General features: G+C 53.7%; 24 protein-coding genes. 17 read left to right on the top strand and 7 right to left on the bottom strand.

All coding sequences use genetic code 11. The features are described from left to right. Window positions 1–23: 23 nt before the first annotated feature. Window positions 24–521 carry a MarR family winged helix-turn-helix transcriptional regulator gene (locus tag D9A02_RS07490; RefSeq protein ID WP_120500350.1) on the top strand — a complete coding sequence of 166 codons (498 nt, stop codon included), beginning with the start codon at window positions 24–26 and terminating at the stop codon, window positions 519–521. 254 nt (window positions 522–775) lie between these two features. Further along, a complete protein-coding gene (locus tag D9A02_RS07485; protein ID WP_120500349.1) occupies window positions 776–2317 on the top strand; it encodes a BCCT family transporter in 1542 nt (513 codons plus the stop codon). A gap of 43 nt (window positions 2318–2360) precedes the next feature. Here D9A02_RS07485 and D9A02_RS07480 read toward each other — a convergent pair whose 3' ends face one another. Beyond that, complete coding sequence (locus tag D9A02_RS07480) at window positions 2361–3392, bottom strand: FAD-binding oxidoreductase (RefSeq protein WP_120500348.1); 1032 nt, start codon at window positions 3390–3392, stop codon at window positions 2361–2363. 65 nt (window positions 3393–3457) lie between these two features. Here D9A02_RS07480 and mnmD point away from each other — a divergent pair, with 65 nt between their 5' ends. From mnmD to pnp, 8 genes are all read left to right on the top strand, one after another. After that, window positions 3458–4135, top strand: a complete 678-nt coding sequence (gene mnmD, locus D9A02_RS07475) for a tRNA (5-methylaminomethyl-2-thiouridine)(34)-methyltransferase MnmD (protein WP_120500347.1) — start codon at window positions 3458–3460, stop codon at window positions 4133–4135. After that, window positions 4132–4998, top strand: coding sequence for a DMT family transporter (locus D9A02_RS07470; protein ID WP_174232029.1), 867 nt, complete (start codon window positions 4132–4134; stop codon window positions 4996–4998). The genes mnmD and D9A02_RS07470 overlap by 4 nt, the downstream gene beginning before the upstream one ends. 104 nt (window positions 4999–5102) lie before the next feature. Next, on the top strand, window positions 5103–5486 hold the full coding sequence (locus tag D9A02_RS07465; protein ID WP_120500345.1) for a hypothetical protein: 384 nt from the start codon (window positions 5103–5105) through the stop codon (window positions 5484–5486). 73 nt (window positions 5487–5559) lie between these two features. Beyond that, window positions 5560–6654 (top strand): transporter, encoded by a 1095-nt coding sequence (locus D9A02_RS07460; RefSeq protein ID WP_120500344.1) that lies wholly within the window; start codon window positions 5560–5562, stop codon window positions 6652–6654. A gap of 82 nt (window positions 6655–6736) precedes the next feature. Continuing rightward, a complete protein-coding gene (locus D9A02_RS07455; protein ID WP_120500343.1) occupies window positions 6737–7216 on the top strand; it encodes a copper chaperone PCu(A)C in 480 nt (159 codons plus the stop codon). Between the two features lie 375 nt (window positions 7217–7591). Then, complete coding sequence (locus D9A02_RS07450; protein ID WP_120500342.1) at window positions 7592–8677, top strand: FAD-dependent oxidoreductase; 1086 nt, start codon at window positions 7592–7594, stop codon at window positions 8675–8677. Between the two features lie 199 nt (window positions 8678–8876). After that, window positions 8877–9812: an AEC family transporter gene (locus tag D9A02_RS07445; RefSeq protein WP_254054578.1), complete on the top strand. Its 936-nt coding sequence runs from the start codon at window positions 8877–8879 to the stop codon at window positions 9810–9812. A 247-nt stretch (window positions 9813–10059) separates the two neighbouring features. Continuing rightward, complete coding sequence (gene pnp, locus D9A02_RS07440) at window positions 10060–12201, top strand: polyribonucleotide nucleotidyltransferase (protein ID WP_120500341.1); 2142 nt, start codon at window positions 10060–10062, stop codon at window positions 12199–12201. A gap of 307 nt (window positions 12202–12508) precedes the next feature. Here pnp and D9A02_RS07435 read toward each other — a convergent pair whose 3' ends face one another. Next, window positions 12509–12970 carry an Lrp/AsnC family transcriptional regulator gene (locus tag D9A02_RS07435; RefSeq protein ID WP_120500340.1) on the bottom strand — a complete coding sequence of 154 codons (462 nt, stop codon included), beginning with the start codon at window positions 12968–12970 and terminating at the stop codon, window positions 12509–12511. Window positions 12971–13105: 135 nt separating this feature from the next. Between D9A02_RS07435 and ald the strand changes: the two genes are divergently transcribed. Further along, on the top strand, window positions 13106–14218 hold the full coding sequence (gene ald / locus D9A02_RS07430) for an alanine dehydrogenase (RefSeq protein ID WP_120500339.1): 1113 nt from the start codon (window positions 13106–13108) through the stop codon (window positions 14216–14218). Window positions 14219–14297: 79 nt separating this feature from the next. On the opposite strand, the gene D9A02_RS07425 is transcribed toward ald, so the two are convergent. Then, a complete protein-coding gene (locus D9A02_RS07425; RefSeq protein ID WP_120500338.1) occupies window positions 14298–14933 on the bottom strand; it encodes an alpha/beta hydrolase in 636 nt (211 codons plus the stop codon). 28 nt (window positions 14934–14961) lie between these two features. Beyond that, complete coding sequence (locus D9A02_RS19165) at window positions 14962–15321, bottom strand: glycine zipper family protein (RefSeq protein ID WP_162932988.1); 360 nt, start codon at window positions 15319–15321, stop codon at window positions 14962–14964. A 135-nt stretch (window positions 15322–15456) separates the two neighbouring features. Here D9A02_RS19165 and D9A02_RS07415 point away from each other — a divergent pair, with 135 nt between their 5' ends. The 3 genes from D9A02_RS07415 to D9A02_RS07405 all read left to right on the top strand — a co-directional run bounded on the left by D9A02_RS07415 (window position 15457) and on the right by D9A02_RS07405 (window position 16679). Continuing rightward, the gene (locus D9A02_RS07415) at window positions 15457–15963 is read left to right on the top strand and encodes a hypothetical protein (protein WP_120500336.1); all 507 of its coding nucleotides are present in this window, start codon (window positions 15457–15459) and stop codon (window positions 15961–15963) included. Between the two features lie 8 nt (window positions 15964–15971). Then, window positions 15972–16196 (top strand): helix-turn-helix transcriptional regulator, encoded by a 225-nt coding sequence (locus tag D9A02_RS07410; RefSeq protein ID WP_120500335.1) that lies wholly within the window; start codon window positions 15972–15974, stop codon window positions 16194–16196. A gap of 150 nt (window positions 16197–16346) precedes the next feature. Continuing rightward, on the top strand, window positions 16347–16679 hold the full coding sequence (locus tag D9A02_RS07405; protein ID WP_120500334.1) for a GYD domain-containing protein: 333 nt from the start codon (window positions 16347–16349) through the stop codon (window positions 16677–16679). A 15-nt stretch (window positions 16680–16694) separates the two neighbouring features. Here the strand turns inward: D9A02_RS07405 and D9A02_RS07400 are convergent, their stop codons facing one another. Further along, window positions 16695–18236, bottom strand: coding sequence for a trimethylamine methyltransferase family protein (locus D9A02_RS07400; protein WP_120500333.1), 1542 nt, complete (start codon window positions 18234–18236; stop codon window positions 16695–16697). Next, entirely contained in the window at window positions 18229–18879 is a 651-nt protein-coding gene (locus D9A02_RS07395) for a TetR/AcrR family transcriptional regulator (protein WP_162932987.1), read from the bottom strand. The genes D9A02_RS07400 and D9A02_RS07395 overlap by 8 nt, the downstream gene beginning before the upstream one ends. On the opposite strand from D9A02_RS07395, the gene D9A02_RS07390 reads away from it, so the two are divergent. Continuing rightward, window positions 18873–19322 (top strand): ethanolamine utilization protein EutQ, encoded by a 450-nt coding sequence (locus D9A02_RS07390; RefSeq protein ID WP_254054577.1) that lies wholly within the window; start codon window positions 18873–18875, stop codon window positions 19320–19322. The two genes, D9A02_RS07395 and D9A02_RS07390, sit on opposite strands and share 7 nt — an antisense overlap. Then, on the top strand, window positions 19319–20635 hold the full coding sequence (locus tag D9A02_RS07385; RefSeq protein WP_120500331.1) for an FAD-binding oxidoreductase: 1317 nt from the start codon (window positions 19319–19321) through the stop codon (window positions 20633–20635). The genes D9A02_RS07390 and D9A02_RS07385 overlap by 4 nt, the downstream gene beginning before the upstream one ends. Before the next feature lie 12 nt (window positions 20636–20647). Here D9A02_RS07385 and D9A02_RS07380 read toward each other — a convergent pair whose 3' ends face one another. Next, a complete protein-coding gene (locus tag D9A02_RS07380; RefSeq protein WP_254054576.1) occupies window positions 20648–21241 on the bottom strand; it encodes a LysE family translocator in 594 nt (197 codons plus the stop codon). 289 nt (window positions 21242–21530) lie between these two features. On the opposite strand from D9A02_RS07380, the gene D9A02_RS07375 reads away from it, so the two are divergent. Further along, window positions 21531–23558: an NADPH-dependent 2,4-dienoyl-CoA reductase gene (locus D9A02_RS07375; protein ID WP_120500329.1), complete on the top strand. Its 2028-nt coding sequence runs from the start codon at window positions 21531–21533 to the stop codon at window positions 23556–23558. Window positions 23559–23618: the final 60 nt, after the last annotated feature.

Here is a 23618-nt window from a genome sequence, read left to right as displayed (position 1 = left end):
ACCAGAACAGAGGACCCTTTTGCATGGCAGACAGAATCCCAATCCAAGACCTTTTGGCGCGCATCAAAACGAATTGGCCTGCGGCCGACGCCCCGGAAACAGACATTGTATTTATGATCTTGAGATTTCAGGATCTGATTAGAATGAACACAGAAGAGGTCTTGGGTAAATTCAACCTGTCCCATGCATCTTTTGAGATCCTCGTGGCGTTGCGTGCGCAGCCAAACCCGCGGCAGCTGACCCCAACCGAGCTATATCGGTCGGCCCTTTTGTCATCAGGCGGTACAACAAAAATCCTCATTCAATTGGAGAGTCGAGGACTGATCGAACGCGCCTCTAACCCGATGGACGGGCGCAGCAAGATCGTGTGCCTAACTGCTTCCGGTGAAACACTGGTCGAAAGCGCAATGACCGAGGTAATGACCTACGATAGAGAGCTGTTTTCCAAACTCGATGATGTCGTCGATATCACACAGCTCAAAAATGTTCTGGATGTGGCATTAAGCGCTGTGGAATCTTAAGAATTCAACACTGGAAGATTGAGGCGCCGAGAGCACCACTCAGCCTAAAACCGACGCTAACACGCTCCAAACCGGCCTTAATTTTAAGGCAAAGGCGCGCATTTGACCTCTCTTGCATAAATTTCAATAATGTTGAAATTTCCTTCACTAAATTACGATTGACTGAAATCAACTCTCACTCCAAATGAGCGCGATTCACACACGAATCCCAAGACTGCCCAGACGGGCATATTCACGTCACCACGGAGGGGACAATGACGGACGCGCACATTTCGCAAAAGAGCAAGGGCTCTATCAATAAGCCGCTCTTTGCGGTTTCGGGGGGCTTCATCGCTCTTTTCTGTATCGTCGCGCTGGTTAATCTGGATGCGCTTTCAGCCTTCGTGGATTGGGGCTTCAATGTCTCGGCTACGTATTTCGGTCTCTACTGGCAGGTACTGCTGCTGGCGACCTTCCTGATCGGACTGGTCCTGTGCATCCTGCCCGGTGGCAAGGCGATTATGGGTGGCTTAACCGCCCCCGAATTCACCATGTTCCAATGGGGCGCGATGATCATGTGTACGCTGCTTGCGGGTGGTGGTGTGTTCTGGGCGGCGGGCGAGCCCATGGCGCATTTTCTGTCATCGCCGCCAGTCTTTGGTGCCGAAGCCGGAACCATGGATGCAGTGAACCCTGCGCTGGCCCAAAGCTTCATGCACTGGGGCTTTCTGGCCTGGGCGATTCTGGGATCCCTGACAACCGTCATGCTAATGCACTATCACTATGAAAAAGGTCTGCCACTGGCCCCGCGCACTCTGCTTTACCCGGTCTTTGGCGACAAAGCTATCAACGGCCCAATCGGCCTGTTTGCTGATGCATCTTCGATCATTGCGGTTGTTGCAGGCACCGTTGGTCCAATCGGCTTTCTTGGCCTTCAGGTCAGCTATGGTTTGGACGATCTGCTTGGCATTCCAGATAGCTTTAGCACACGCGCAGCGGTGATTGTGGGTCTTGTTGCACTCTATACAATTTCCGCGATGACGGGAGTGTCCCGGGGCATCCAAATCCTCAGCCGGGTGAACGTGATTCTGGCGGCTGGTCTGCTGTTGTTCATGTTGATCATGGGCCCAACGCTGTTCATCTTCAAAAGCTTCTTTGGAGGCTTCACTACCTATCTCGGCAGCTTCTTTGATATGGCACTTTACCGTGGTGACGCGGGCCTGTTCGGCGAACCCGGTTGGCTGGGCTGGTGGACCGTGTTCTTTTGGGGATGGTTCATGGGATACGGCCCATTGATGGCCATGTTCATCGCGCGTATTTCACGTGGCCGCTCGATCCGTTCGATCATCATCATGCTGTCGATTGTGGCGCCAATTGTGACCAGCTTCTGGTTCACGATTGTCGGTGGCTCGGGCATCGCCTTTGAACTTGCCGATCCGGGTGCCATCTCGGGGCCGTTCGAAGGCTTCAACCTGCCCGCGGCCCTACTGGCGATCACCCAACAATTGCCGATGGGCTTTATCGTTTCCGCGCTGTTCCTGATCTTGACGACGATCTTTGTGGCTACAACTGGCGACTCGATGACTTACGTGATTTCCGTCACCATGAGCCAGAATGATCAACCCTCGATGCCGATCCGCATCTTCTGGGGTGTTGCCATGGGCCTGATGGCGATCATCTTGATCTCAGTCGGATCTGGTGGCGTCTCAAAGCTGCAAAGCTTCATCGTAATCACGGCTGTGCCCGTATCGTTGATCTTGTTGCCCTCATTGTGGGATGCCCTGCGCATCACCCTTGCAAAAGGCAAAGAACAGTAAACAATTTAGGGCGGCCGAAACGGGCCGCCCTTACCCCAATAGGTTAATAGGATGCCCCAGGTCTGAACCCATCCGGGATCATGTCGACACCGTCCAACATAAGATCAGCCATGACCTGCCCCACCTTGGGCGCCATGCCAAAGCCGATCTTGAAGCCACCATTTGCAATAAATTCCCCTGCCTTGAGCGGATGCACGCCCAGCATCGGCGCGCGGGATCTTGTGCGCGGGCGCACCCCGGCCCAGCGCTTGATGACAGGGGCTTCTTGTAAAGCGGGCACCAATTGGCGAGCGCGAGTGATGATCTCATCCAACTGCGCGTCAGTGCTAGCTGGGTCATCATAGTCGCGTTCACTGGTGGAACCGATGGCTGTGGTGCCATCCTCGTGCGGGATGATGTGTAGGGCATCGGTGAAGAGCTGCGGTTGGTTGGCCGCACTGAAATCCAGCACTGCCCCCTGCCCTTTGACTCCATTCCCCACAATTCGGGTATGTGCTGCGGTCAATTCCTCAAGCCCGGTAATACCGATACACCAGATGATCCGCCCATGCGGCACACCGTCCGTAGCAATCACCCCACCCTTGGCCTGAATTGCCGCTGCCAATGCGGCGCAGGCTTGGCGCGGATGCAGTCGCGCGCTCAATGTATCGCGGGCCAGAAGACCGGTTGGCGAAGGGGGGGCCCAATCCAACGCATCAGAGGAGACCACCTCCCAAACAGCCTTCTCCTGCCAAAGCGTTTGGGCGTTCACCCCACGCCCTTGCGCCAGTGCCACCGCATGATCATCCGGCAAAGGCTGCAACCGGCCCAGCCGGGCATATCCGGGGGATTGGCCCGCAGCCTCTGACACTTCAGCCCAGAATGTTTCGGCCATGATCAAGCTTTCGAATTGAAACGCCTTTTTCTCATTCCAGTTTTCCGGCACATGTGGGGCCAATGCGCCAACCACACCGCCTGAGGCGCCAGCCCCTACGCCATTGGGATCAATCACCGTGACGCGCGCGCCTTTTTGCAGGCAAGCCCAGGCCACAGACAGACCGAAAATCCCCGCCCCCATGATAGTCACTTCTGCCATTGCCAAAGCCTGCACCTCTCTTCATTGTCGCACAGCTGATGACACGCTTGGGAATGGAATGAAAGATGCAGTGCCCGCACGCAGATCTGGAATGGCGCGACGGGGATATTCCGGTTTCGACCCGGTTTGATGACCCGTATTTCAGTCTTGAAAGCGGATTGGATGAAACACGACATGTGTTTCTGGCGGGTAATGATCTACCTGCGCGGTTTCGGGACGGGTTTCACATTGCAGAACTCGGGTTTGGCACTGGATTAAACTTTTTGACCACGTTGCAAGCTTGGCAGCGCAGCGGATGCGAAGGCGTTTTTACCTTTACCAGTTTTGAAGCTTTCCCAATGTCTGGCGAAGAAATGCAGCGCGCACTGTCGGCCTTTCCTGAACTTGAAGGTCTCGCAACAGAACTGGTTCAACAATGGGGCACAGGTGCGCACAAGATCTCTATCGGCCCGGCCACTCTCGACATCATCGAAGGCGACGCCCGCGAGCGTCTGAGCATATGGAACGGTGAGGCTGACGCTTGGTATCTGGACGGATTTTCCCCCGCAAAGAATCCCGAGCTGTGGCAAGAGGATCTGATGGCCGAGGTCACGCGTCATACCGCGCCTGATGGCACTGCTGCCACGTATACCGCCGCCGGATTTGTGCGCCGCGGGCTTGGGGCCGCCGGTTTTACAGTCACCCGCACGCCGGGCTATGGCCGCAAACGTCATATGACACGCTGCGTTCTGAGGGCGGACTGATGGAACAAAATACCCGCCTTGGCATCTGGTTGATGATCCTCACCACCTTCATTTTTTCCATTCAGGACGGCATATCGCGCCACTTGGCGGGGGAATACAATGTGCTGATGATAGTGATGATCCGCTATTGGTTCTTTGCCGCTTTTGTCACCGCTGTCGCCAGTCGCAGTGCAAAAGGCCTTCGAGGCGCGGCGTCAACGACACAGCCTTATCTGCAAATCTTTCGCGCCTTACTTTTAGTGGCTGAAATTTGCGTGATGATCTATAGCTTTACCCTACTCGGGCTGATCGAGGCGCACTCTGTCTTTATCTGTTATCCATTGCTGGTCGCCGCCCTATCTGGCCCCATTTTGGGCGAAACGGTCGGTTGGCGCCGTTGGGCCGCGATTGGAGTGGGTTTTATCGGCGTTTTAGTCATCCTCCAACCCGGATCTGGCGTCTTTCAACCAGCAGCTCTGATATCCTTAACCGCCGCACTTATGTTTGCACTTTATGGGTTGCTAACGCGATATGCATCGCGTCGCGATTCGGCCGTCACCAGTTTGTTTTGGACCGGCACTGTGGGGTCCGTTGCAATGACCTGCGTTGGAATCTGGTTTTGGGAGCCAATGGTTGGCAGCGATTGGATTTGGATGGGGTTGCTGTGCCTTACCGGGGCCGCAGGGCATTTCACCTTGATAAAATGCTATGAAGTTGCTGAAGCTTCCGCTGTACAGCCTTTTGCCTATTTCCAGCTCGCCTTTGCCGGGGTCCTGGGCGTTTTCGTATTTGGAGAAACAATTCGCACTAATGCGGTGATCGGGGCATCGGTCATTATCGCGGCGGGCCTCTTTACCTTGTGGCGCGAAAGACGCGCAAAATAATCACGCAACCCCCGTGGCAACGCGTCATTTTGTTCGGGGAATTTTGTTGCATCACATCCGATAACATGATTGTGAGCAGGTAGAAATTCACCACAGCAAAGCCAATGACCCGTTCACGCCTGACCTCAACGCCCTTCAAAAAACGCGGTTTTATGGCCGTGCTGCTGGCTTTTGTGCTAGCGCTGCGGATCGTTGCAGCACCTGTCGTCATGGCGGCCCCACAGCCGGGGATGATTGCGCTGTGTTCTGGCGGGCAGATTATTTATGTCTCGCTTGAAAGTGGCGAACCGGTTCCCGGCTCGGAAACCGAACACAGCGACCCTTGCCCCTTCTTTGGCATCACCGCCGCGATCGACAGCGATCGCTCGGACATTCCATCACTTTTGCAAGTGGCCCTGCCACTCCCACGCGAGATTGAGGCCACGCAGGCTCAAAGTGTTAAACACCAAGCGCTGTATCACTCCCGCGCGCCCCCTCTTTTCACCTGATTCCAGTTCCAGTCATTCCATAACTGCAATCCGAGCGGCCGTAGGGGCTGCCTCGCACGAAAAGATCAAAACAATGAACAAAACAGTGATAGCCGCGCTGGCATTCAGCGCTTCCGTTTTTGCAACCTCTGGTCATGCTGATGGCGACCATAGCCAAGGCTCCACCGCCCCAATCAATGCCAATGGCCACGCACCGATTGGTGTGATGGGCGACCACTTGCATAAGCAAGGTGAATTCATGGTTTCATACCGCTTCATGCGGATGGACATGCAAGGTAATCGCCAAGGCACCAACAGTATTTCAGACGATGCCATCGCCACCGGCATTCCCAATCGTTTTGCTGGAATGCCGGGCCAACCACCCACATTGCGCATCGTGCCGCAAGACATGACCATGGACATGCATATGTTTGGCGCGATGTACGCGCCCAGCGACCGCGTCACCCTGATGGCGATGTTGCCTTACCTCAAGAAAGATATGACCCTGACCACTTATCAGGGCGGTATGGGCACCAATCGTTTGGGCAACTTCAGCACCAGTTCCGAAGGTATTGGTGACATCAAAGCTGGCGCGTTGGTTGGTCTGATGGACAGCAAAGCCCACAAAGTACACCTGAACCTTGGCATGAGCCTGCCCACAGGATCGATCACAGAACGAGGCAATGTGCTGACCCCGATGGGCATGACCACAAACGTACGTTTGCCCTACTCCATGCAGTTGGGTTCAGGCACATATGACCTGCTGCCAGGCGTGACCTATACTGGCAACAGCGGTATGTTCAACTGGGGTAGTCAGCTGCGCGGCACCATCCGTCTAGGGGAAAACGACGAAAGCTATACCCTGGGCGATGAGGCAGCAGTCACCGCATGGGCCAGCGTCCAGCCACAACCATGGGTCAGCCTGTCTGGCCGGGTTGAGGCTAAGAAACTGGGCCGGATCGAAGGCATGGACACAAACATCATGGGCCCGGTTCAGACCGCAGACCCAGATAACTACGGGGGCGAAACCGTCAACATGTTCGTTGGCGCGAACTTTGTCGCTCAACGCGGCGCTTTGCGCGGACATCGCCTTGCGCTTGAGGCAGGTTACCCTATCTATCAGAACTTGAATGGGGTTCAGATGGAAACCGACTGGACGTTGAATGCCGGTTGGCAGCTCGCCTTCTGATCACTGACACCGCAATATTTTCTGCGCCAGGGCTCTGAACCTTGGCGCGGCTCTCTTTTCTCTCACTCTGCCGGAGCACACAATGAAACGTTTTATCACTGCCGCCGCGCTGATGCTTGCCTCTGTCGCGGGCTCTGTAACCGCACATGAATTTGAAATTGGCCAGCTGAGCATCGATCACCCGATGGCCTTTGAAACCATTCCCACGGCCCGTGCTGGGGCTGGCTATTTGAGCATAACCAATAATGGCGACACAGCTGATCGCCTGCTTGAGGTCCGTGCAGATTACCCCAAGGTCGGCCTACACACAGTTGAAGAAGAAGACGGCGTGACCAAGATGATCGCCATGGACAGCATTGAAGTCCCGGCTGGTGAAACCATTGAGCTAACCCCCGGTGGAATGCATGTGATGTTCATGGGGCTTGATGGAAATCGATTCGAAGAAGGCCAAGTCATCCCTGCCACGCTAGTATTTGAACACGCTGGCGAGATCGAAGTGAACTTTAACGTCGAAGCCCGCCCGGCCCATGGCGAAGAACACGACCACGGTAGCGCTGACTGAAGCAACATCTATGTTGGGTCGGTATGCTCTGGTCCAACATGATTTAAAAATCATTTTGCCAACGTCTTGCTATGCCCATCGTTTAGGTTTCGTTTTTTTGCATTAAGGCCATCAAGATACATGTGTGCAGTAAGCTGCAGGAACGAACACAAACTGCAAGCCTGCCGCGATACAGCCAATGGCCACGTCATGCCCACCGCGCCCCACTTACAGACCCCGACAAGCTGTACCATCAAACCGCACATCAGCTCGCAATACCCCGTATAGTCACGGGCGGATCATTATTGACAGCTTAGGTTACGGCATTTAACTATCAGGCCTACCTATCAGTAGATATCTTTGGTGAAAGATACGACCACAAGAGAGTGCCATTCAATGAAAACCGATGTCCTCATTGTCGGCGGCGGCTTATCTGGCTTGGCCCTGGCCGATCGGCTAACAAAGGCAGGTACTGACTTCCTCGTTGTTGAAGCACAAGATCGCCTTGGAGGGCGTATCCTATCCGAGAACCTGTCAGATGGAATGTTCGACCTCGGGCCAGCTTGGTTCTGGCCCGGACAACCACGAATGGCTCAAATGGTACAAAGGTTTTCGTTACCGGTCTTTGAGCAATACACAAAAGGCGACCTGATGTATCAAGACCAGACTGGAGTGATCCAGCGCGGTCATGGTTATGCATCCATGCAAGGTTCATATCGTATTGACGGCGGGATGATCCGCTTAATCAATGCGCTCGCTGATACCCTTGAAGCGAGCAAGATACTTCAGGAAACCACGGTTCGAGCTTTACGTTTTGACGGCAAGAAGATCACGGCGAACCTAACCCATTACGGCGAACCCACAACGATACATGCAAATCGCGTTGTTCTGGCTGTGCCACCGCGCGTGGCGGCCAAGACAATCACTTTTGAACCGAAGTTGGGTTCTGAGCAAACTCGCGCCATGGAAAAAATCCCCACATGGATGGCAGGGCAGGCCAAAATAATCGCGGTCTACGATGCACCTTACTGGCGCAATGCTGGCCTGTCCGGTGACGCCATGAGCCGTCGTGGCCCAATGGTAGAAATTCATGATGCATCGCCAATGGAGGGAGGGCCCTATGCCTTGTTCGGTTTCGTTGGCATACTACCAGACGCGCGCGAGGCACACAAAGAAGAGATGATTGAACTTGCTCTGGCTCAGTTCTCCGCACTCTTTGGCAATGCTTTGGCAAATCCGCTAGATATCATGATTAAGGATTGGGCGACGGCACCTCAGGTGGCGACCTCCCAAGATCGAATAGCTCCCGAAAACCACCCCACCTATGGCTTGCCACACCACCTCAAAGATATTTGGGGAGGGGCGATACACCTCACTTCAACAGAAACCGCCCACGGATTTGGTGGATTGCTTGAAGGTGCGCTGGAGGCCGCAGAAACAAGTGCACAACACTTGTCTTGTCACAACGCAGATGTTGTTTGAGCGAAGTTTTGAAAATTAGCTTATCTGCCTTCTACGTAGGTCTTATATTTAGTGTCAAAGCAGACGGTGTGCGAAAGTTCCAGCATATCCTTATTGACCAATTTCACATTAATCGAACTTCGCCATGTCGCCTTGTTGGATGTATTATAGTCGCGCGTTGAGCGTGGCATCTGTACGTTGAATTATATAGAAGGTGAGCATGACCTTGACCCCTGTACTCATCGCGATCGCACCAATTTTCCTTTTGATCATTCTAGGGCATCTATTGCGCCGCAATGGGATCCCGAACATCGAGTTTTGGAACATGAACGACAGGCTGGTTTATTGGGTTCTGATGCCCGCGCTCCTGTTCTACAAAACCTCAACAATTGAGCTGACACCGGGATTGGTTGGGTCCTATTCGGTGGTGATCATCGGTGGCTTTTTGGCGGCACTGGCGTTTGGCATTGGATCGGCACGGTTAGCTGAGTTGCCCAATGATCAAGCAAGTTCGGTCATGCAGGGGGCCGCGCGACACAATGCCTTTATTGCGCTGTCGATTGCGGGCGGTCTGTTTGGGGCCGAGGGCCTTTCACTCGGGGCGCTGGCGATGGCTCTATTGATTCCGGTAACCAATTTGACCGTTGTGCCACTTATGGTGATCATGAACAAAAAGGATACTGGTAGCGGTGTGTTTGCAATGGTTCTGCGCGATCTCGCGCGCAATCCTTTGTTGGTCTCGGTACTGATCGGCGTGGGGTTCAATGTCTCCGGCATTGGCGAAGTCCCCGTTTTGCACGATACAACCAAGCTGATCGGCAATGCCGCCCTACCGATCGTGCTGATGTGTGTGGGCGCAAACCTGCGCCTTAGGGCGATGCAGACCTCAGCTCTGCCTTTGGCACTGTCGATCACTGGTAAGTTTCTGATTTTCCCGGTGATCACCGTGATACTGGCGAAGCTTTTGGGCCTGTCTGAACTTGAAACCCTTGTTGCCTTGCTGTTCACAGCATCGCCAACGGCATCGGCGTCCTACACATTGGCCCGCCAAATGGGCGGCGACGCCCCATTGATGGCAGCGATCACCACAATTCAGACAGCATTGGCATTTCTGACATTGCCGCTTTCGCTGTTGGTGGTGGAGCAGTTGTTTTAGAGGCAGACCCTTTGCCTGAAGTATTCTGCCCGGCTTGCCCGGGGAGCGCATGGCGAGTGGTCGCCCAGCACAACAAACAATACGAAAAACAGTTTCCAACCCCTTCATTTTCCTATATGGCGCAGCCATCTGAGACGTGATGCCTTTGACCTCGGGCACATGAGAAAGATTGAGGTCGGTGGCAATGGGGCCACCATTGAAACGGAAGACCCGGAGGGCCGGGAGTGCTTCCAACTAGGAAACGAAGATGTTTAACGAAGTTAAAAAATCAGTTCAGTGGGGCGAAGAAACGCTAACACTGGAAACCGGTAAGGTTGCCCGCCAGGCAGACGGCACCGTCATCGCCACTTTGGGTGAGACGTCCGTTATGGCCGCGGTAACATTTGCCAAGACACAACGTGAAGGCCAGGATTTCTTTCCTCTGACCGTTCACTACCAAGAGAAATACTATGCAGCCGGCAAAGTGCCCGGCGGCTTTTTCAAGCGCGAAGCGCGCCCAACTGAAAAAGAAACTCTGACAGCCCGCCTGATCGACCGTCCGATCCGCCCGCTGTTTGTCGACGGTTTCAAAAACGAAGTTCTGGTCATGTGCACCGTGCTGTCGCACGATCTGGTCAACGACCCTGACATCGTTGCGATGATAGCCGCCTCTGCTGCGCTGACCATTTCCGGCGCGCCATTCCGTGGCCCAATCGCGGGTGCCCGTGTTGGCTTTGAAGATGGCGAATACGTTCTGAACCCAACCGTGGATGACATGCAGGATCTGCGCATGAACCCAGAGCAGCGTCTTGATCTGGTTGTTGCCGGTACCAAGAACGCCGTGATGATGGTTGAGTCAGAAGCCTACGAGCTGACCGAAGAAGAGATGCTAGGTGCGGTTACATTTGCCCACGAGCAGATCCAACCGGTTATCGACCTGATCATCGATCTGGCCGAAGACGCCGCGAAAGAGCCGTTCGACTTCCAGCCTGCAGATTATTCCGATCTGTATGCTGCTGTTAAAGCGGCGGGTGAAGATAAGATCCGTGCGGCTTATGCTATTACCGACAAGCAAGAGCGCACCGGTGCCGTTGCAGACGCCAAAGCTGCGATCAAAGCGGCCTTGACTGAAGAGCAACTGGCTGACGCCAACCTTGGCTCTGCACTGAAAAAACTCGAAGCTAGCGTTCTACGCGGTGACGTTGTCAAAACCGGCAAACGTATCGATGGTCGTGACACAACTACTGTGCGCCCAATCGTATCTGAGACCGGCCTGCTGCCACGGACACACGGTTCTGCCCTGTTCACACGCGGCGAAACCCAAGGTCTGGTTGTCACCACACTGGGCACCGGCGACGATGAGCAAATCATCGACGCGCTGCACGGCAACTTCCGCTCGAACTTCCTGCTGCACTATAACTTCCCACCCTATTCGGTTGGTGAAGCAGGTCGCGTGGGCCCTCCAGGCCGCCGCGAAGTTGGTCACGGTAAACTGGCATGGCGCGCCCTTCAGGCCGTTTTGCCTGCGCCAACCGATTTCCCGTACACCGTTCGCGTAGTATCTGAGATCACTGAGTCAAATGGCTCATCTTCGATGGCGTCTGTTTGTGGCGGCTCCTTGTCAATGATGGATGCTGGCGTTCCGCTGAAAGCACCGGTTGCCGGTGTGGCCATGGGCCTGATCCTTGAGGACGATGGTTCTTATGCGATCCTGACCGACATCCTGGGTGACGAAGACCACCTTGGTGACATGGACTTCAAAGTGGCTGGTACTGAAAAAGGTATCACCTCGCTGCAGATGGACATCAAGGTTGCAGGCATTACGCCTGACATCATGAAGCAAGCGCTGGCACAGGCCAAAGACGGTCGTGTGCACATCTTGAACGAGATGTCCAAAGCCCTGACAGAAGCGTCCGAGTTCAGCGTTCACGCTCCACGCATCGAGACCATGAACATTCCAACCGACAAGATCCGCGAAGTGATCGGCTCGGGTGGTAAAGTGATCCGCGAGATCGTCGAAGTGTCCGGTGCCAAGGTCGACATCAACGACGAAGGTGTGATCAAGATCGCCTCGCCAAACGGTGAATCGATCCAAAAAGCCTATGACATGATCCACTCGATCGTGGCAGAGCCTGAAGAAGGCCATGTCTACAAAGGAACAGTTGTCAAAATCGTTGACTTCGGTGCCTTCGTGAACTTCTTCGGCAAACGCGATGGTCTGGTGCACGTCAGCCAAATCGAAAACCGCCGCCTGAACCACCCTTCCGACGTTCTGAAAGAAGGTCAGGAAGTTTGGGTCAAGTTGCTTGGCTTTGATGACCGCGGAAAGGTTCGCCTATCGATGAAAGTCGTGAATCAGGAAACCGGCGAAGAAGCCGCGCCTGAAGCGAAAGAAAAAGACGACGCCTGAACCCTCAGGTGATTGCTGAAAAAGCCCCGGATTTTTCCGGGGCTTTTTTGTGACGTAGCGTCACCTGCGGTCAAAACACGGCAAAGGTGACCAAAGGTAAGGTTTTCCTGACCCGACAAGCAGAAAACAACCACTATATGAAGAGATGTCGGCAAGACACTCGTTAAAGTCGACACACTGAAAGGCAATAGTTTAGTTTTTAGTCAGCCTTTCCGGCGCGCGCCACTCACGGATCCGCGCGCCTGACCCCGGCATTCCCCCATGCCGGGGTTTTCACGTTTTGCGGCCTGCTTGCTGTTTGGTTCGGTTAATCAACTGGCAGTGCGGTTGTGTTAAACACTGTCCGTAGGGTGAAACTACTTTGCATCTTCGCCACCCCAGGCAAACGCGTCAAATATTGCCGGTGAATACGGGCAAAATCTTCAGTGCTGTCTGCCACCACCTTCAGGATATAATCGGCGGCCCCGGCAGTCAGGTGGCACTCTAACACATCGGGGATACGCTTTACCGCCTTTTCAAATGCGTCCAGAACTTCATCCGCCTGTGTCGACAAGGTGATTTCGACAAAAATAGTAGCCGATAACCCCAGTTTTCGTTCATCCAGCAACGCCACATAGTCGCGGATGTATCCATCCGTCTCAAGCCTCTGCACCCGTCGATGGCAAGCGCTTGCAGACAGATTTACCGCTTCGGCCAGTTCCGCATTGGAGATTCGACCACGCCGCTGCAAGACGTTCAGCAAACGACGATCCATCGCATCAAGTGACATGTGAGCAATCTCCTTCGATTATATTTGTAATTATTGGAATATTCTTCGCAATTATGTCAATTTTTTAACTCAAATATCAAGCCAATTTCTTTGAACATGCGACATTCTGTCAGAAAGTCACACATGAGGTTCACCATGAAAATCGGATGCCCCACAGAAATCAAACCACAGGAATTCCGGGTCGGCATGACCCCGAACGCAGCGCAAGAAGCCGTTGCCCGTGGTCACGAGGTTATCATTCAAGCCGGTGCCGGCAAAGGCGCAGGCTTTGAAGATGCCGATTATGTTGCAGCAGGCGCTGCCATCATCGACACAGCCGAAGAAATCTTCGCCACGGCGGACATGATCGTAAAAGTAAAAGAGCCACAGGCCGGTGAGCGCAAAATGCTGCGTCAAGACCAGCTGTTGTTCACTTACCTGCACCTGGCACCCGATCCAGCGCAAACCAACGATTTGCTGGAAAGCGGCTGTACTGCCATCGCTTATGAAACCGTAACCGATGACCGTGGTGGCCTGCCCCTACTGGCCCCAATGTCCGAAGTAGCCGGTCGTTTGGCGCCACAGGTTGGTGCCTACACCCTGCAAAAAGCCAATGGTGGTCGCGGCGTTCTGATGGGCGGCGTTCCTGGTGTTGGCCCGGCGAAAGTTATCGTCATCGGTGGTGGTGTTGTTGGCACGCATGCGGCAAAAATCGCGGCAGGCATGGGCGCGGATGTTACCATTCTGGACCGCTCTATCCCCCGTCTTCGGTATCTCGATGACGTCTTTGGTGGTACCTTCAAGAATCAATATTCCACCGCAGGCGCAACTGCAGAGCTGATCCAAGACGCTGACATGGTCATCGGCGCGGTTCTGATCCCAGGTGCTGCTGCTCCGAAACTGATTTCACGTGCACAGCTCTCGACCATGAAACCAGGCGCGGTTCTGGTTGACGTTGCCATCGACCAAGGCGGCTGCTTTGAGACCTCCAAGGCGACCACCCACGCCGATCCGATCTACGAAGTTGATGGCGTCATGCACTACTGTGTTGCCAACATGCCGGGTGCTGTTGCACGTACTTCGACCATCGCATTGGGCAACGCCACAATGCCATTCATGCTGTCACTGGCCAACAAAGGCTGGAAACAAGCCTGCGCAGACGATCGTCACCTGCTGAACGGCTTGAATGTTCATGCCGGTCAGCTGACATATGCTGCCGTTGGAGAAGCATTGGGTATGGATCACGTTGATCCTACATCCCTGCTCTGAATACAGCGTATTTAGAACAAACAAAAAGCCCCGGGTAATCCGGGGCTTTTTGCGTTCATGCCATCCGATACATTCTTTGTTAAAGCCGCGCGTAACATCTTTGCTCGCGCTGCTCACGCGTTTCAGCCGAATCACCTTTGACCGGCACGGTACTCAGGCGGTAGCGATTGATCTCTTCTTTGGTCATCCAATGCACATCGTCCGCTCCCGCTGCGTTGAGCGTGAACCAATAGAATTCCTCAGGGATTCCCATCTCTTGATAAAAGCTCAAATACATCTGATGCCTTGGGTCGTTACGTGGCAAATCTGCCCCTGTGTCAGCCCCCAGCAATCCGCCCTCGGCCCAAGTATGCACCCCGACGCAGGCCCCTGGTGCGATAATTCGGACCTTGCCCATAGCGACCATGTCGGTGCCGCCCGATGCCACAACACCATTCGCCGGCACAAAAGTGGCTAGGTCGGATTTGCGAATAAACTGGCCTAAACTGGTTAACGAGCTTTCATCATCCGCGGAGCCCGGAACGTTCTGCAGAATCAGCCTGTTCACTTCAGGGTTTTCCCGCAAAGTTTGCTGCAAATTAGCTAGAGTATCCGCATCAATGACGCCTTCGATGACAAGGGCGTTCCCAACTGGTTTAAACACTGCTGGCATGTAACTTGCACACGCCCCCAAAACGATTGCAGTCGCCAACAACAGAATTTTGAAATTCGCCATCTGCCCACACCTCACTATTCCGCTGGTCTCAACCGATCACCGCATGGCCTCGGCCCTGCATGCAGCGGATAAGAACCTCGCGACGATCATCGTCCCGCTCAGGAGCTGCATCCCAAGCACCAAGTCCACCACCAACGGCTGCCCCGACAACCGCGCCTCCAACACCCCCTTCGACTGCACCGACTAATCCTCCGACAGCCGCCGTTCTAAGTGCCCCGCGCTTTACCGATTCATCCTCATAGTTCCTCGCAAGTTCGATGCATTCCTGGCGATCCGCATCGAACTGTGCAGTCTGTATCCCGTCGACAACCAAATCGCGTGAAACAGGTTCTTGCGTGCATGCGGTCACACTCAAGACAGTAAATCCAATAACAATCAGTGGTTTCATTTTGATTCTCCTATCATTTGGGTGAGGATTAGATCAATAATTGATGATATACAAATATTTTTTTATGCAAAACATAAAACATTGTATGATTAACAAAACTAACTTAAACAACTCAAAACGATAAAGGGACTGATAATGAAGCTGTTTGTTGACCTTGCCATGCTGGCCGTTCTTGCCGCTCTTGGGCTTGAAGTTATTGATCTCCTCTTTGGAATTTTGGAAGCTGATCACATTGTGCTTCTGGATTTTTTAGAGATGTACGACAGTGAAGTTCCATTGCCTTCATGGGTTGGATTTGGTGTTATCACGACAGCGTTGATGACTTGGTTTTGCCTGCTCTGCGCCTTTTGGCCCTTACATCAGATTATTCGATTGAAGGCCTTTAGTTTTGCGGCCATCGGCCGGATGATGAAACGCAGTGCTTATGGCAGCCTAGGTTTTTGGATAGGTAGCACCATAATGTTCACCGTCTACCCTCTGTTGATCATCGGGATATGGCCTACAGCGAGCAACGCACATCTTGAGCACCTTCCACTGGGGTTCGAAACCATATTTCTGGTATTAGCGCTGACCTTTCTGACCGTTGGCAAAACCCTTGAACGCGCCGAAGCGATCGAGGAAGAAAACAACCAATTCCTGTAGGAGCGCAGATGCCGATATTCGTCAATCTCGACCTCGAACTCGTGAAGCGCAAAATGACGTCGCGCGAGCTGTCTAATGCCATTGGCCTGTCAGAAACCAACCTGAGCCTGTTAAAATCCGGCAAGGTTAAAGGCATTCGTTTTGCAACGCTCGAAGCGATCTGCGAATATCTTGAGTGCCAGCCTGGGGATATTCTCGAATACCGCCCCGAATCGGACATAGCCAAACAATAGCCTCTCTCCTAAGCCAACACAGCGAAATGGAGTTTTTATAGTTAAATCAAATTACTAGATAGGGATTGGAGGAAATCCCCGGCCTTCCCCATTTCGTGCTACAATGCCCTTCTATTACATCAATATTACGCATTTACCGGGGGGCAAAATATGCCAATTTACATGACTCAATTCACCTATTCGACCAAATCCATAAAAGGTATGGTTGATAGCCCACAAGACCGGCGCGCCGCGGCACAAAGGATCTTCGCCGCCGCAGGCGGATCAATTATAGAAATGTATTTGTGCTTTGGCGAATACGACGGCGTGGTCATTGCCGAATTCCCCAACGATGCCGCCGCTGCTTCTGCGCTTATGGCTGTGGGGTCAACGGGGGCATTTTCAACCTTCAAGACCACGGTTCTACTTACGATGCACACTGGCGTACAGGCCATGGAAGGTGCCAAGGAAATCGTCGGCGAATATAGGCCGCCATCAGGATAAACAACAAAGCCCCGCCTATACTTCGATGTCCGCGCCGCCCTCAGCGGTGCGGCGCGCAATGAAGGCGTCAATTTCTTCTAACCGGCCGACGTCCAGAGCGGGGGGCTCATAATTCCGTAGTGTTTCTCGGAAAATCTGATTGGCGCGGGTTGTTGCGTCAATCGACCCACGATCTGTCCAGTTCTCGAAATTGTCCCAGTCCGAAAGCAGCGGCGAATAGAATGCCGTCTCGAACCGGTCCAACGTATGCTGTGTCCCGAAAAAATGCCCGCCGTGCCCGACATCAGCGATCGCGTCCAAGCCCAATGTCGCCTCGTTTACCTCTAGGGGCTTGAAGATCTCAGCGAACATTTGCAGCACTTCTACATCAATTATGAATTTCTCTGCCGAGATCGTTAACCCGCCTTCCAGCCAACCCGCACCATGCAGGACCAGATTGGCCCCGCCCATCAATGCACCCCAAAGTGACATTTGGGTCTCATACGCGGCCTGCGCATCCGGCGCGTTTGATGCGGTTGGGCCCGAAGATCGCAACGGCAATCCATACCGCCGCGCCAACTGCCCCGAAGCAAAGGCGGCTTTGACATATTCAGGCGTTCCAAAGGCGGGCGCCCCAGATTTCATGTCGACGTTCGAAGTGAAACTGCCATAGCATACCTTGGCCCCAGGCTTGACAATCTGAGACAAGCACAGGCCCGCTAGCGCCTCAGCGTTTTGCATCACCAACGCACCCGGAATGGTGACAGGTGCCATCGCACCGGCCAAAGTGAACGGCGTCAGGATCATCATCTGGCCAGCGTTGGCCGCATCAATGATGCCTTTGCACATCAGATCATCCAGCTGTAACGGAGAGTTCGAATTGGCGACTGAATAACACACGGGCGTATGCAACAACTCATCCTGGGTCAGACCATTAGCAATGCGCAGGATTTCATAGGAATCCGCCACCGCCTGCCTGCCGCGAAAATACACAAAAGGCACCTTTTCAGTCAGGGTTGAAATAGCCCGCGCCATTTTTAAGTGACGCAGATTCATTGCGATATCCTGCGGCTCCACCACAGGGCCAAACAGATGGATCACATCAAACGACTGCGCCACACGGCAGAAATCCTCAAAATCGTTCAACGTCCCCGGTCTGCGCCCGTGTTGAATATCGGAGCAATTCGGAGATCCTGCCGACGTTGAGATCCCGATGTTGCGCCCACCGATCACCACGTCACGGTCTGCCCCGCGCCCATGCAGAGTAAATTCCGACGGGGCCTTGGCGATTAATTCCATCACAAGGTCTGGATCGAAATGGATCACGTGATCTTCACCCGCACGCATGCCCGCCTGTACATAATGCGCGCGTGCTTCGTCACTTAGAACCTTGATACCGATGTCGCACAGCACCTTTAGCGTGGCATTGTGAATGGCTTCAATCTCATCCGTGCTGAATTGCTCTATCGGTGGGTAAGGATTACGCCAATGCCTCCAAGCTGCATCAAAATGCGTCTTAGCCTGGCTTTGACGTTTTGCATTACGCCCTCGACGCCCCCCAGACCGTTGGCTAGTCATCGGACATCCCTTTCAGATATTTCGCGGTGTGCTCTGCACCAAGGGCAGGGTCCATGTCACGGCCCGTGAAGCATTTGAAATACTCATTCAGGTAGCCAAGTCGTTCCTGCACATCCTCATCATCTTCGATCTTCAGCGCGTAGAAACTGATCTGGGTGAAATAAATTACCCGCGCCCTGATAAAAGCCTCGGGTTCAGAAAATCCATGGCGTTCGTAAAATCCTGCGATCGCAATCACTCGGGCATTGTCTTCGGCTTTTACGATCAAACACAGCTTATCTGAGTGCCGCGCCCAATCCCGGATCGCCTGGTCCAATCTAGGATCAAACCGCGTGTGATCCACCCAGACTGAAAACAAAGAAAAGATCCCGTCCTCCAAACAATCTGTCTGTTTGATTGCCTCGATTATCACACCAGTATTGCGCGCTCGCCATTCTTCAAGCAATGCATCCAGCAAAGCCTCGCGGTTTTCAAAGTGCCAATAGAAGCTACCACGCGTCACCTTCAACTGCCGCGCCAGTGTAGTGATCTGAACCGCATCGACACCCTTTTGAAGCAAAACACCTAGGGCCGCCTCGACCCAATCGGCCCCATTCAAACGAGGTGGGCGAGCAGTAGCGTGAGGAGCGGACAGTAATGGCATATCAAATTCCATACAGGGTTGAATGTTTCAATACAGGTATGTATGTTTTGCGTCAATCACTGTTTGCGCCGCCACGAGAGAACCATTCGATGACCAAAGCCCGTGCTCAAACCATTCGCTTTAAAGACCTAACCTTCGCTCCGCGATTTGAGCATGGTGAAATGGCGCAGGTGAGCATCGTTTCCGGTACAGAAATGGGCACCAGGCTGGGAACAGGCTTTGCCCGTTTTACTCAGGCGCACATTCCGTGGACTGTTCAATATGACGAGGTCATTCTGGTGCTCAGTGGAAATCTGACAGTCCATACCCCACAGGATAGCATGACCGTTGGCCCACAAGACAGCATCTGGCTGCCAAACGGCACTGAGGTAATATACGAATCCGAAGAGGCTCTTGTATTTTACGCAATTGAACCCTCCAATTGGGCTGAGGGCTCCGCATGAAAATCCATCGCCTCCCCAAGGATGATAATACCAACGGATGGAGTGCAGTCATTCCTGCACGCAAGCCTCATTATGCCCTAAAAGATGACATCAACTCCGATTGGGTTGTTTTGGGGGCAGGTTATGCCGGGTTGGCCGCGGCGCGGCGCTTAGCTGAAAACTGCCCCGATCAGAAAGTCGTTGTTGTTGAGGCGGGTCAGGTTGGTGAAAATGCCTCGGGCCGCAATTCTGGCTTTGCTATTGATTTGCCGCACAACGTTGGCTCATCACTTGAGGAGCTGGAAGGATCTCACCGTTTCATGCGTTTGGCACGAATGGCAATCGACCAACTGGAATCCACCGTCAAATTGCACAACATCTCATGCGATTGGGTGCGTGCAGGCAAGTTTCATACCGCCGTCTCGTCACGCGGTCGGCAAAATGTACTAGAACCCTTCGCCAAAGAACTTGAGGCACTGAAGGAACCCTTTGAATGGGTGGAGGGTGCAACCTTGGAGCAACGCCTCGGCTCTCCGCATTTCAATGCTGCAATCTACACACCGGGCTGCGCCCTGATGAATCCAGCCGCATTGGTCCGCGGGTTAGCCGATAACTTGCCTGACAATGTGACGCTTGTTGAAAATTCACCTGTGGTCGAGGCTAGTTTTCAAAACGGGATAAAACTGTCCACGCCGCGAGGGTCAGTCCGCGCGCCCAAAATGGTCATGGGGGCAAACGGATTTTCCGAACAGTTCGGTTTTTTCAACCGCCGCTTTCTGCATCTGGTTGCCCATGCCAGCCTTACCCGCCCACTGACAGAGCAAGAACGGGCGAACTTTGGTGTGGTGGAGCAATGGGGCCTGACCCCCGCCAATGCATTTGCCGGAATAACCATGCGTTACACCAACGATCACCGTATTCTGATCCGTCAAGGCCTGAGCTATTGCCCAAGCCAGCGCGTTGCGACTTCACAGCAAGCCGCAATTCGCAGAAATCATATTGCGCTCTTCAAGAATCGTTTCCCATCGATTGCTAATGTTGACATGGAACACACGTGGAGCGGCTTTGTTTGTCTGTCGCGTAACGGTGCGCCGGGGTTTGGCCAATTAACGCCTAATATCTGGTCCGCTGTCTGCCAAAACGCCGTTGGCGTAACCAAAGGCACTTTCGGTGGTATTTTGGCAGCTGACATGGCCACTGGGCGCGAAAACCCTCTTATTTCTGACATGCAAAGCCTGGGCCAGCCCGATATGCTACCACCCCGTCCGTTCCTTGATGTCGGCGTGCGTGCCCGCTTTGGTTGGGAACTTTGGACCAATCGTAACGAGGCTTGATCCTACAAACAGCTACCTTTGCGGTATAGCGCGATACCCTTTCACGACCATCGCAATCCCCACCCCAAACAACCCAAGTCCACTCAGGATATTAGCGTTGAACCAGCGTGATGTTGTATGTCTCACGGTGTACAGGGTCAGCAGCGCATATCCGAGTATAGACATGGCATCCAAAACCAGAAAAACCGAACCATAGATCACACTTTGCAACAGCACGTTATGATCTGGTGAAATGAACGCCGGAAACAGCGCAACAAAAAATACGATTGCCTTCGGGTTGGTAACACAGGCGAAAAAACCAGCCCAGAAAGTCACTTTTCCAGATATCTTTTTTGCACTTTTGGCGGTGTCATGGCGGATGAAAAAAGATTGATACGCCATGCATAGAATGAACAGTCCGCCAGCGATCTGAAGAAACGGCAAAACAAGACCGGAAACAGACATTAAGGCCGTCAGGCTGCTGACCGCGATCACGATATGCACAACAGTGCCCAGTGCATCCCCCGCAACTGCAACCAGTGCTGCGCGTGGCCCATGTTTCACAGCCTGCGCCGCAGCGAATGCCACCGAAGGACCTGGCACCACGACAAATAAAAGTGTTGTCATTAGAAATCCGAAAAACAAAACCATATCCATCGCAACTACCTCCATTGCACATTAAATCAATTTTCAGAAACTTTGACAGGCAGCAAGCCTATAGGCTGCAGGTATGGCCCTTGGCTAACGTCTTTACGTGATCCTCATCCATATCACCGACAAAGTAAATCGTTGTCTGTTCAGCGTTGCGAAGTGAATGAAAACAGCAGCGTTTTCAAAGACAGACATAACGCAGCGTCCGGGGTGACAAGTGACGCGCCACAAGGCATCTTGCCCAAACAACAGCCGGAGGCCAACAATGTCAGCATACCCGCACCTTCTAGCCCCTCTTAACTTGGGCCATGTCACGTTGAAAAATCGTGTTCTCATGGGCTCTATGCACACTGGGCTAGAGGAAACGAAGGATTGGAACCGCGTTGCCGAATTCTATGCCACCCGCGCACGAGGTGGCGTTGGCCTAATGGTCACCGGCGGCATGGCCCCCAATCGCGAGGGCGGCGTATTCCCCGGAGCGGCAGGACTATTCACTGACGAAGACATCACCAACCACAAGGTAGTCACAGACCGCGTACACGAGGCTGGTGGACGGATCGCCATGCAGATTTTACACGCCGGACGTTACGCCTATAGCCCAGAGTGTGTTGGTCCTTCGCCGATCAAATCCCCGATCTCACCTTTTCCTCCGAAGGAGCTGGATGAAGAGGGCATTGAAAAGCAGATCCGTGATATCACCACTGCCGCGACCCGCGCCCAACAGGCTGGTTATGACGGTGTAGAAATCATGGGGTCCGAGGGCTATTTTATCAATCAGTTCCTTGTCGCTCATACCAACAAACGCACCGATCGCTGGGGCGGCCCCTATGAAAACCGTATGCGCTTGGCGCTTGAAGTTGTGCGCCGAGCCCGCGAGGCCGTGGGCAAGGATTTTATCCTGATTTATCGCCTGTCGATGATTGATCTGGTTCCAGATGGGTCAACCTTTGATGAGGTCATCACATTGGCGAAAGCGATTGAACAGGCCGGGGCCTCAATCATAAACACCGGCATCGGCTGGCACGAAGCGCGCATCCCTACCATCGCCACTTCTGTGCCACGGGCTGCGTTTTCTTGGGTGACCAAAAAACTGATGGGGCATGTAGATATTCCAGTAATAACCTCAAATCGGATCAACACACCTGACGTGGCCGAGGATGTGCTGCAACAGGGTTGTGCCGATATGGTGTCAATGGCCCGGCCGTTTCTGGCAGACCCAGACTTTGTCATCAAAGCCGAGGCTGGCAAAGCCGAGACAATCGCGCCTTGCATTGCCTGTAACCAAGCCTGCCTTGATCACACCTTCAGCGGCAAGATGTCGACCTGTCTGGTCAATCCCCGCGCCTGCTATGAAACTGAACTGGTGGTCGAACCCACTCAAGTCCCCAAAACCATCGCCATCGTTGGCGCTGGCCCGGCCGGCTTGTCGGCTGCCATCACGGCCTCAGAACGCGGACACAAGGTCACTCTATTTGATCGTGCTGATCGCATCGGTGGGCAACTCAACATGGCACGCCGGATCCCCGGCAAGGAAGAGTTTCATGGCCTTGTCGATTGGTATGAAAAAATGGTCTCCCAAAGCGGCATCACGCTGAAGTTGGGCCATACCGCCACGCCATCAGATCTGAGCGGATCTGACGAGGTTATCATCGCTACTGGTGTCAGCCCGCGCGATCCTGAAATTCCCGGACAAGACGGCCCGAACGTCCTGAACTACATTGATGTGCTGCGCGGCAAAGCCCCGGTGGGCAAACGTGTTGCTGTGATCGGCGCAGGTGGCATCGGCTTTGATGTCGCCGAATATCTGGTGGCCGAGGGAGAAAGCCTGACGGAAAACCTGCCCGAGTGGATGCGCGAATGGGGAATTTCCGATCCTGCAGAACACCGCGGCGGTCTGGCACCACAAGGCGCGCAACCCGAAGCACCAGATCGCGAGGTCACATTGTTACAACGCAAGGCGGAAAGCCCCGGCAAACGTCTTGGCAAAACCACCGGCTGGATTCACCGCATGGCATTGCGGATGAAGAACGTGCAAATGATCGGTGGCGTGAATTACGAAAGAATCACCGATGCAGGCTTGCATATTTCCTTTGGCGAAGCTCGCGAACGCCCCACGTTGATCGATGCTGATACTATTGTTCTATGCGCCGGGCAGTTACCTGAGCGGACATTGGCAGATCAACTGATCAATTCAGGCATTCAAGTTCATGTAATTGGTGGGGCCGATGTTGCCTCGGAGTTAGACGCCAAACGGGCCATCAATCAGGGCACCCGGCTGGCCGCCTCGCTCTAATCAGAAAAAAGGCGGGGTGTAGACCCCGCCGCACACCATTTAACAGCACTCTGTCCTAAG

This window comes from Roseovarius sp. EL26, assembly GCF_900327775.1.
GTDB lineage: Bacteria > Pseudomonadota > Alphaproteobacteria > Rhodobacterales > Rhodobacteraceae > Roseovarius.
Note: the sequence above shows the minus strand (reverse complement) of the source record. Positions and strands in the feature narration are given on the sequence as shown.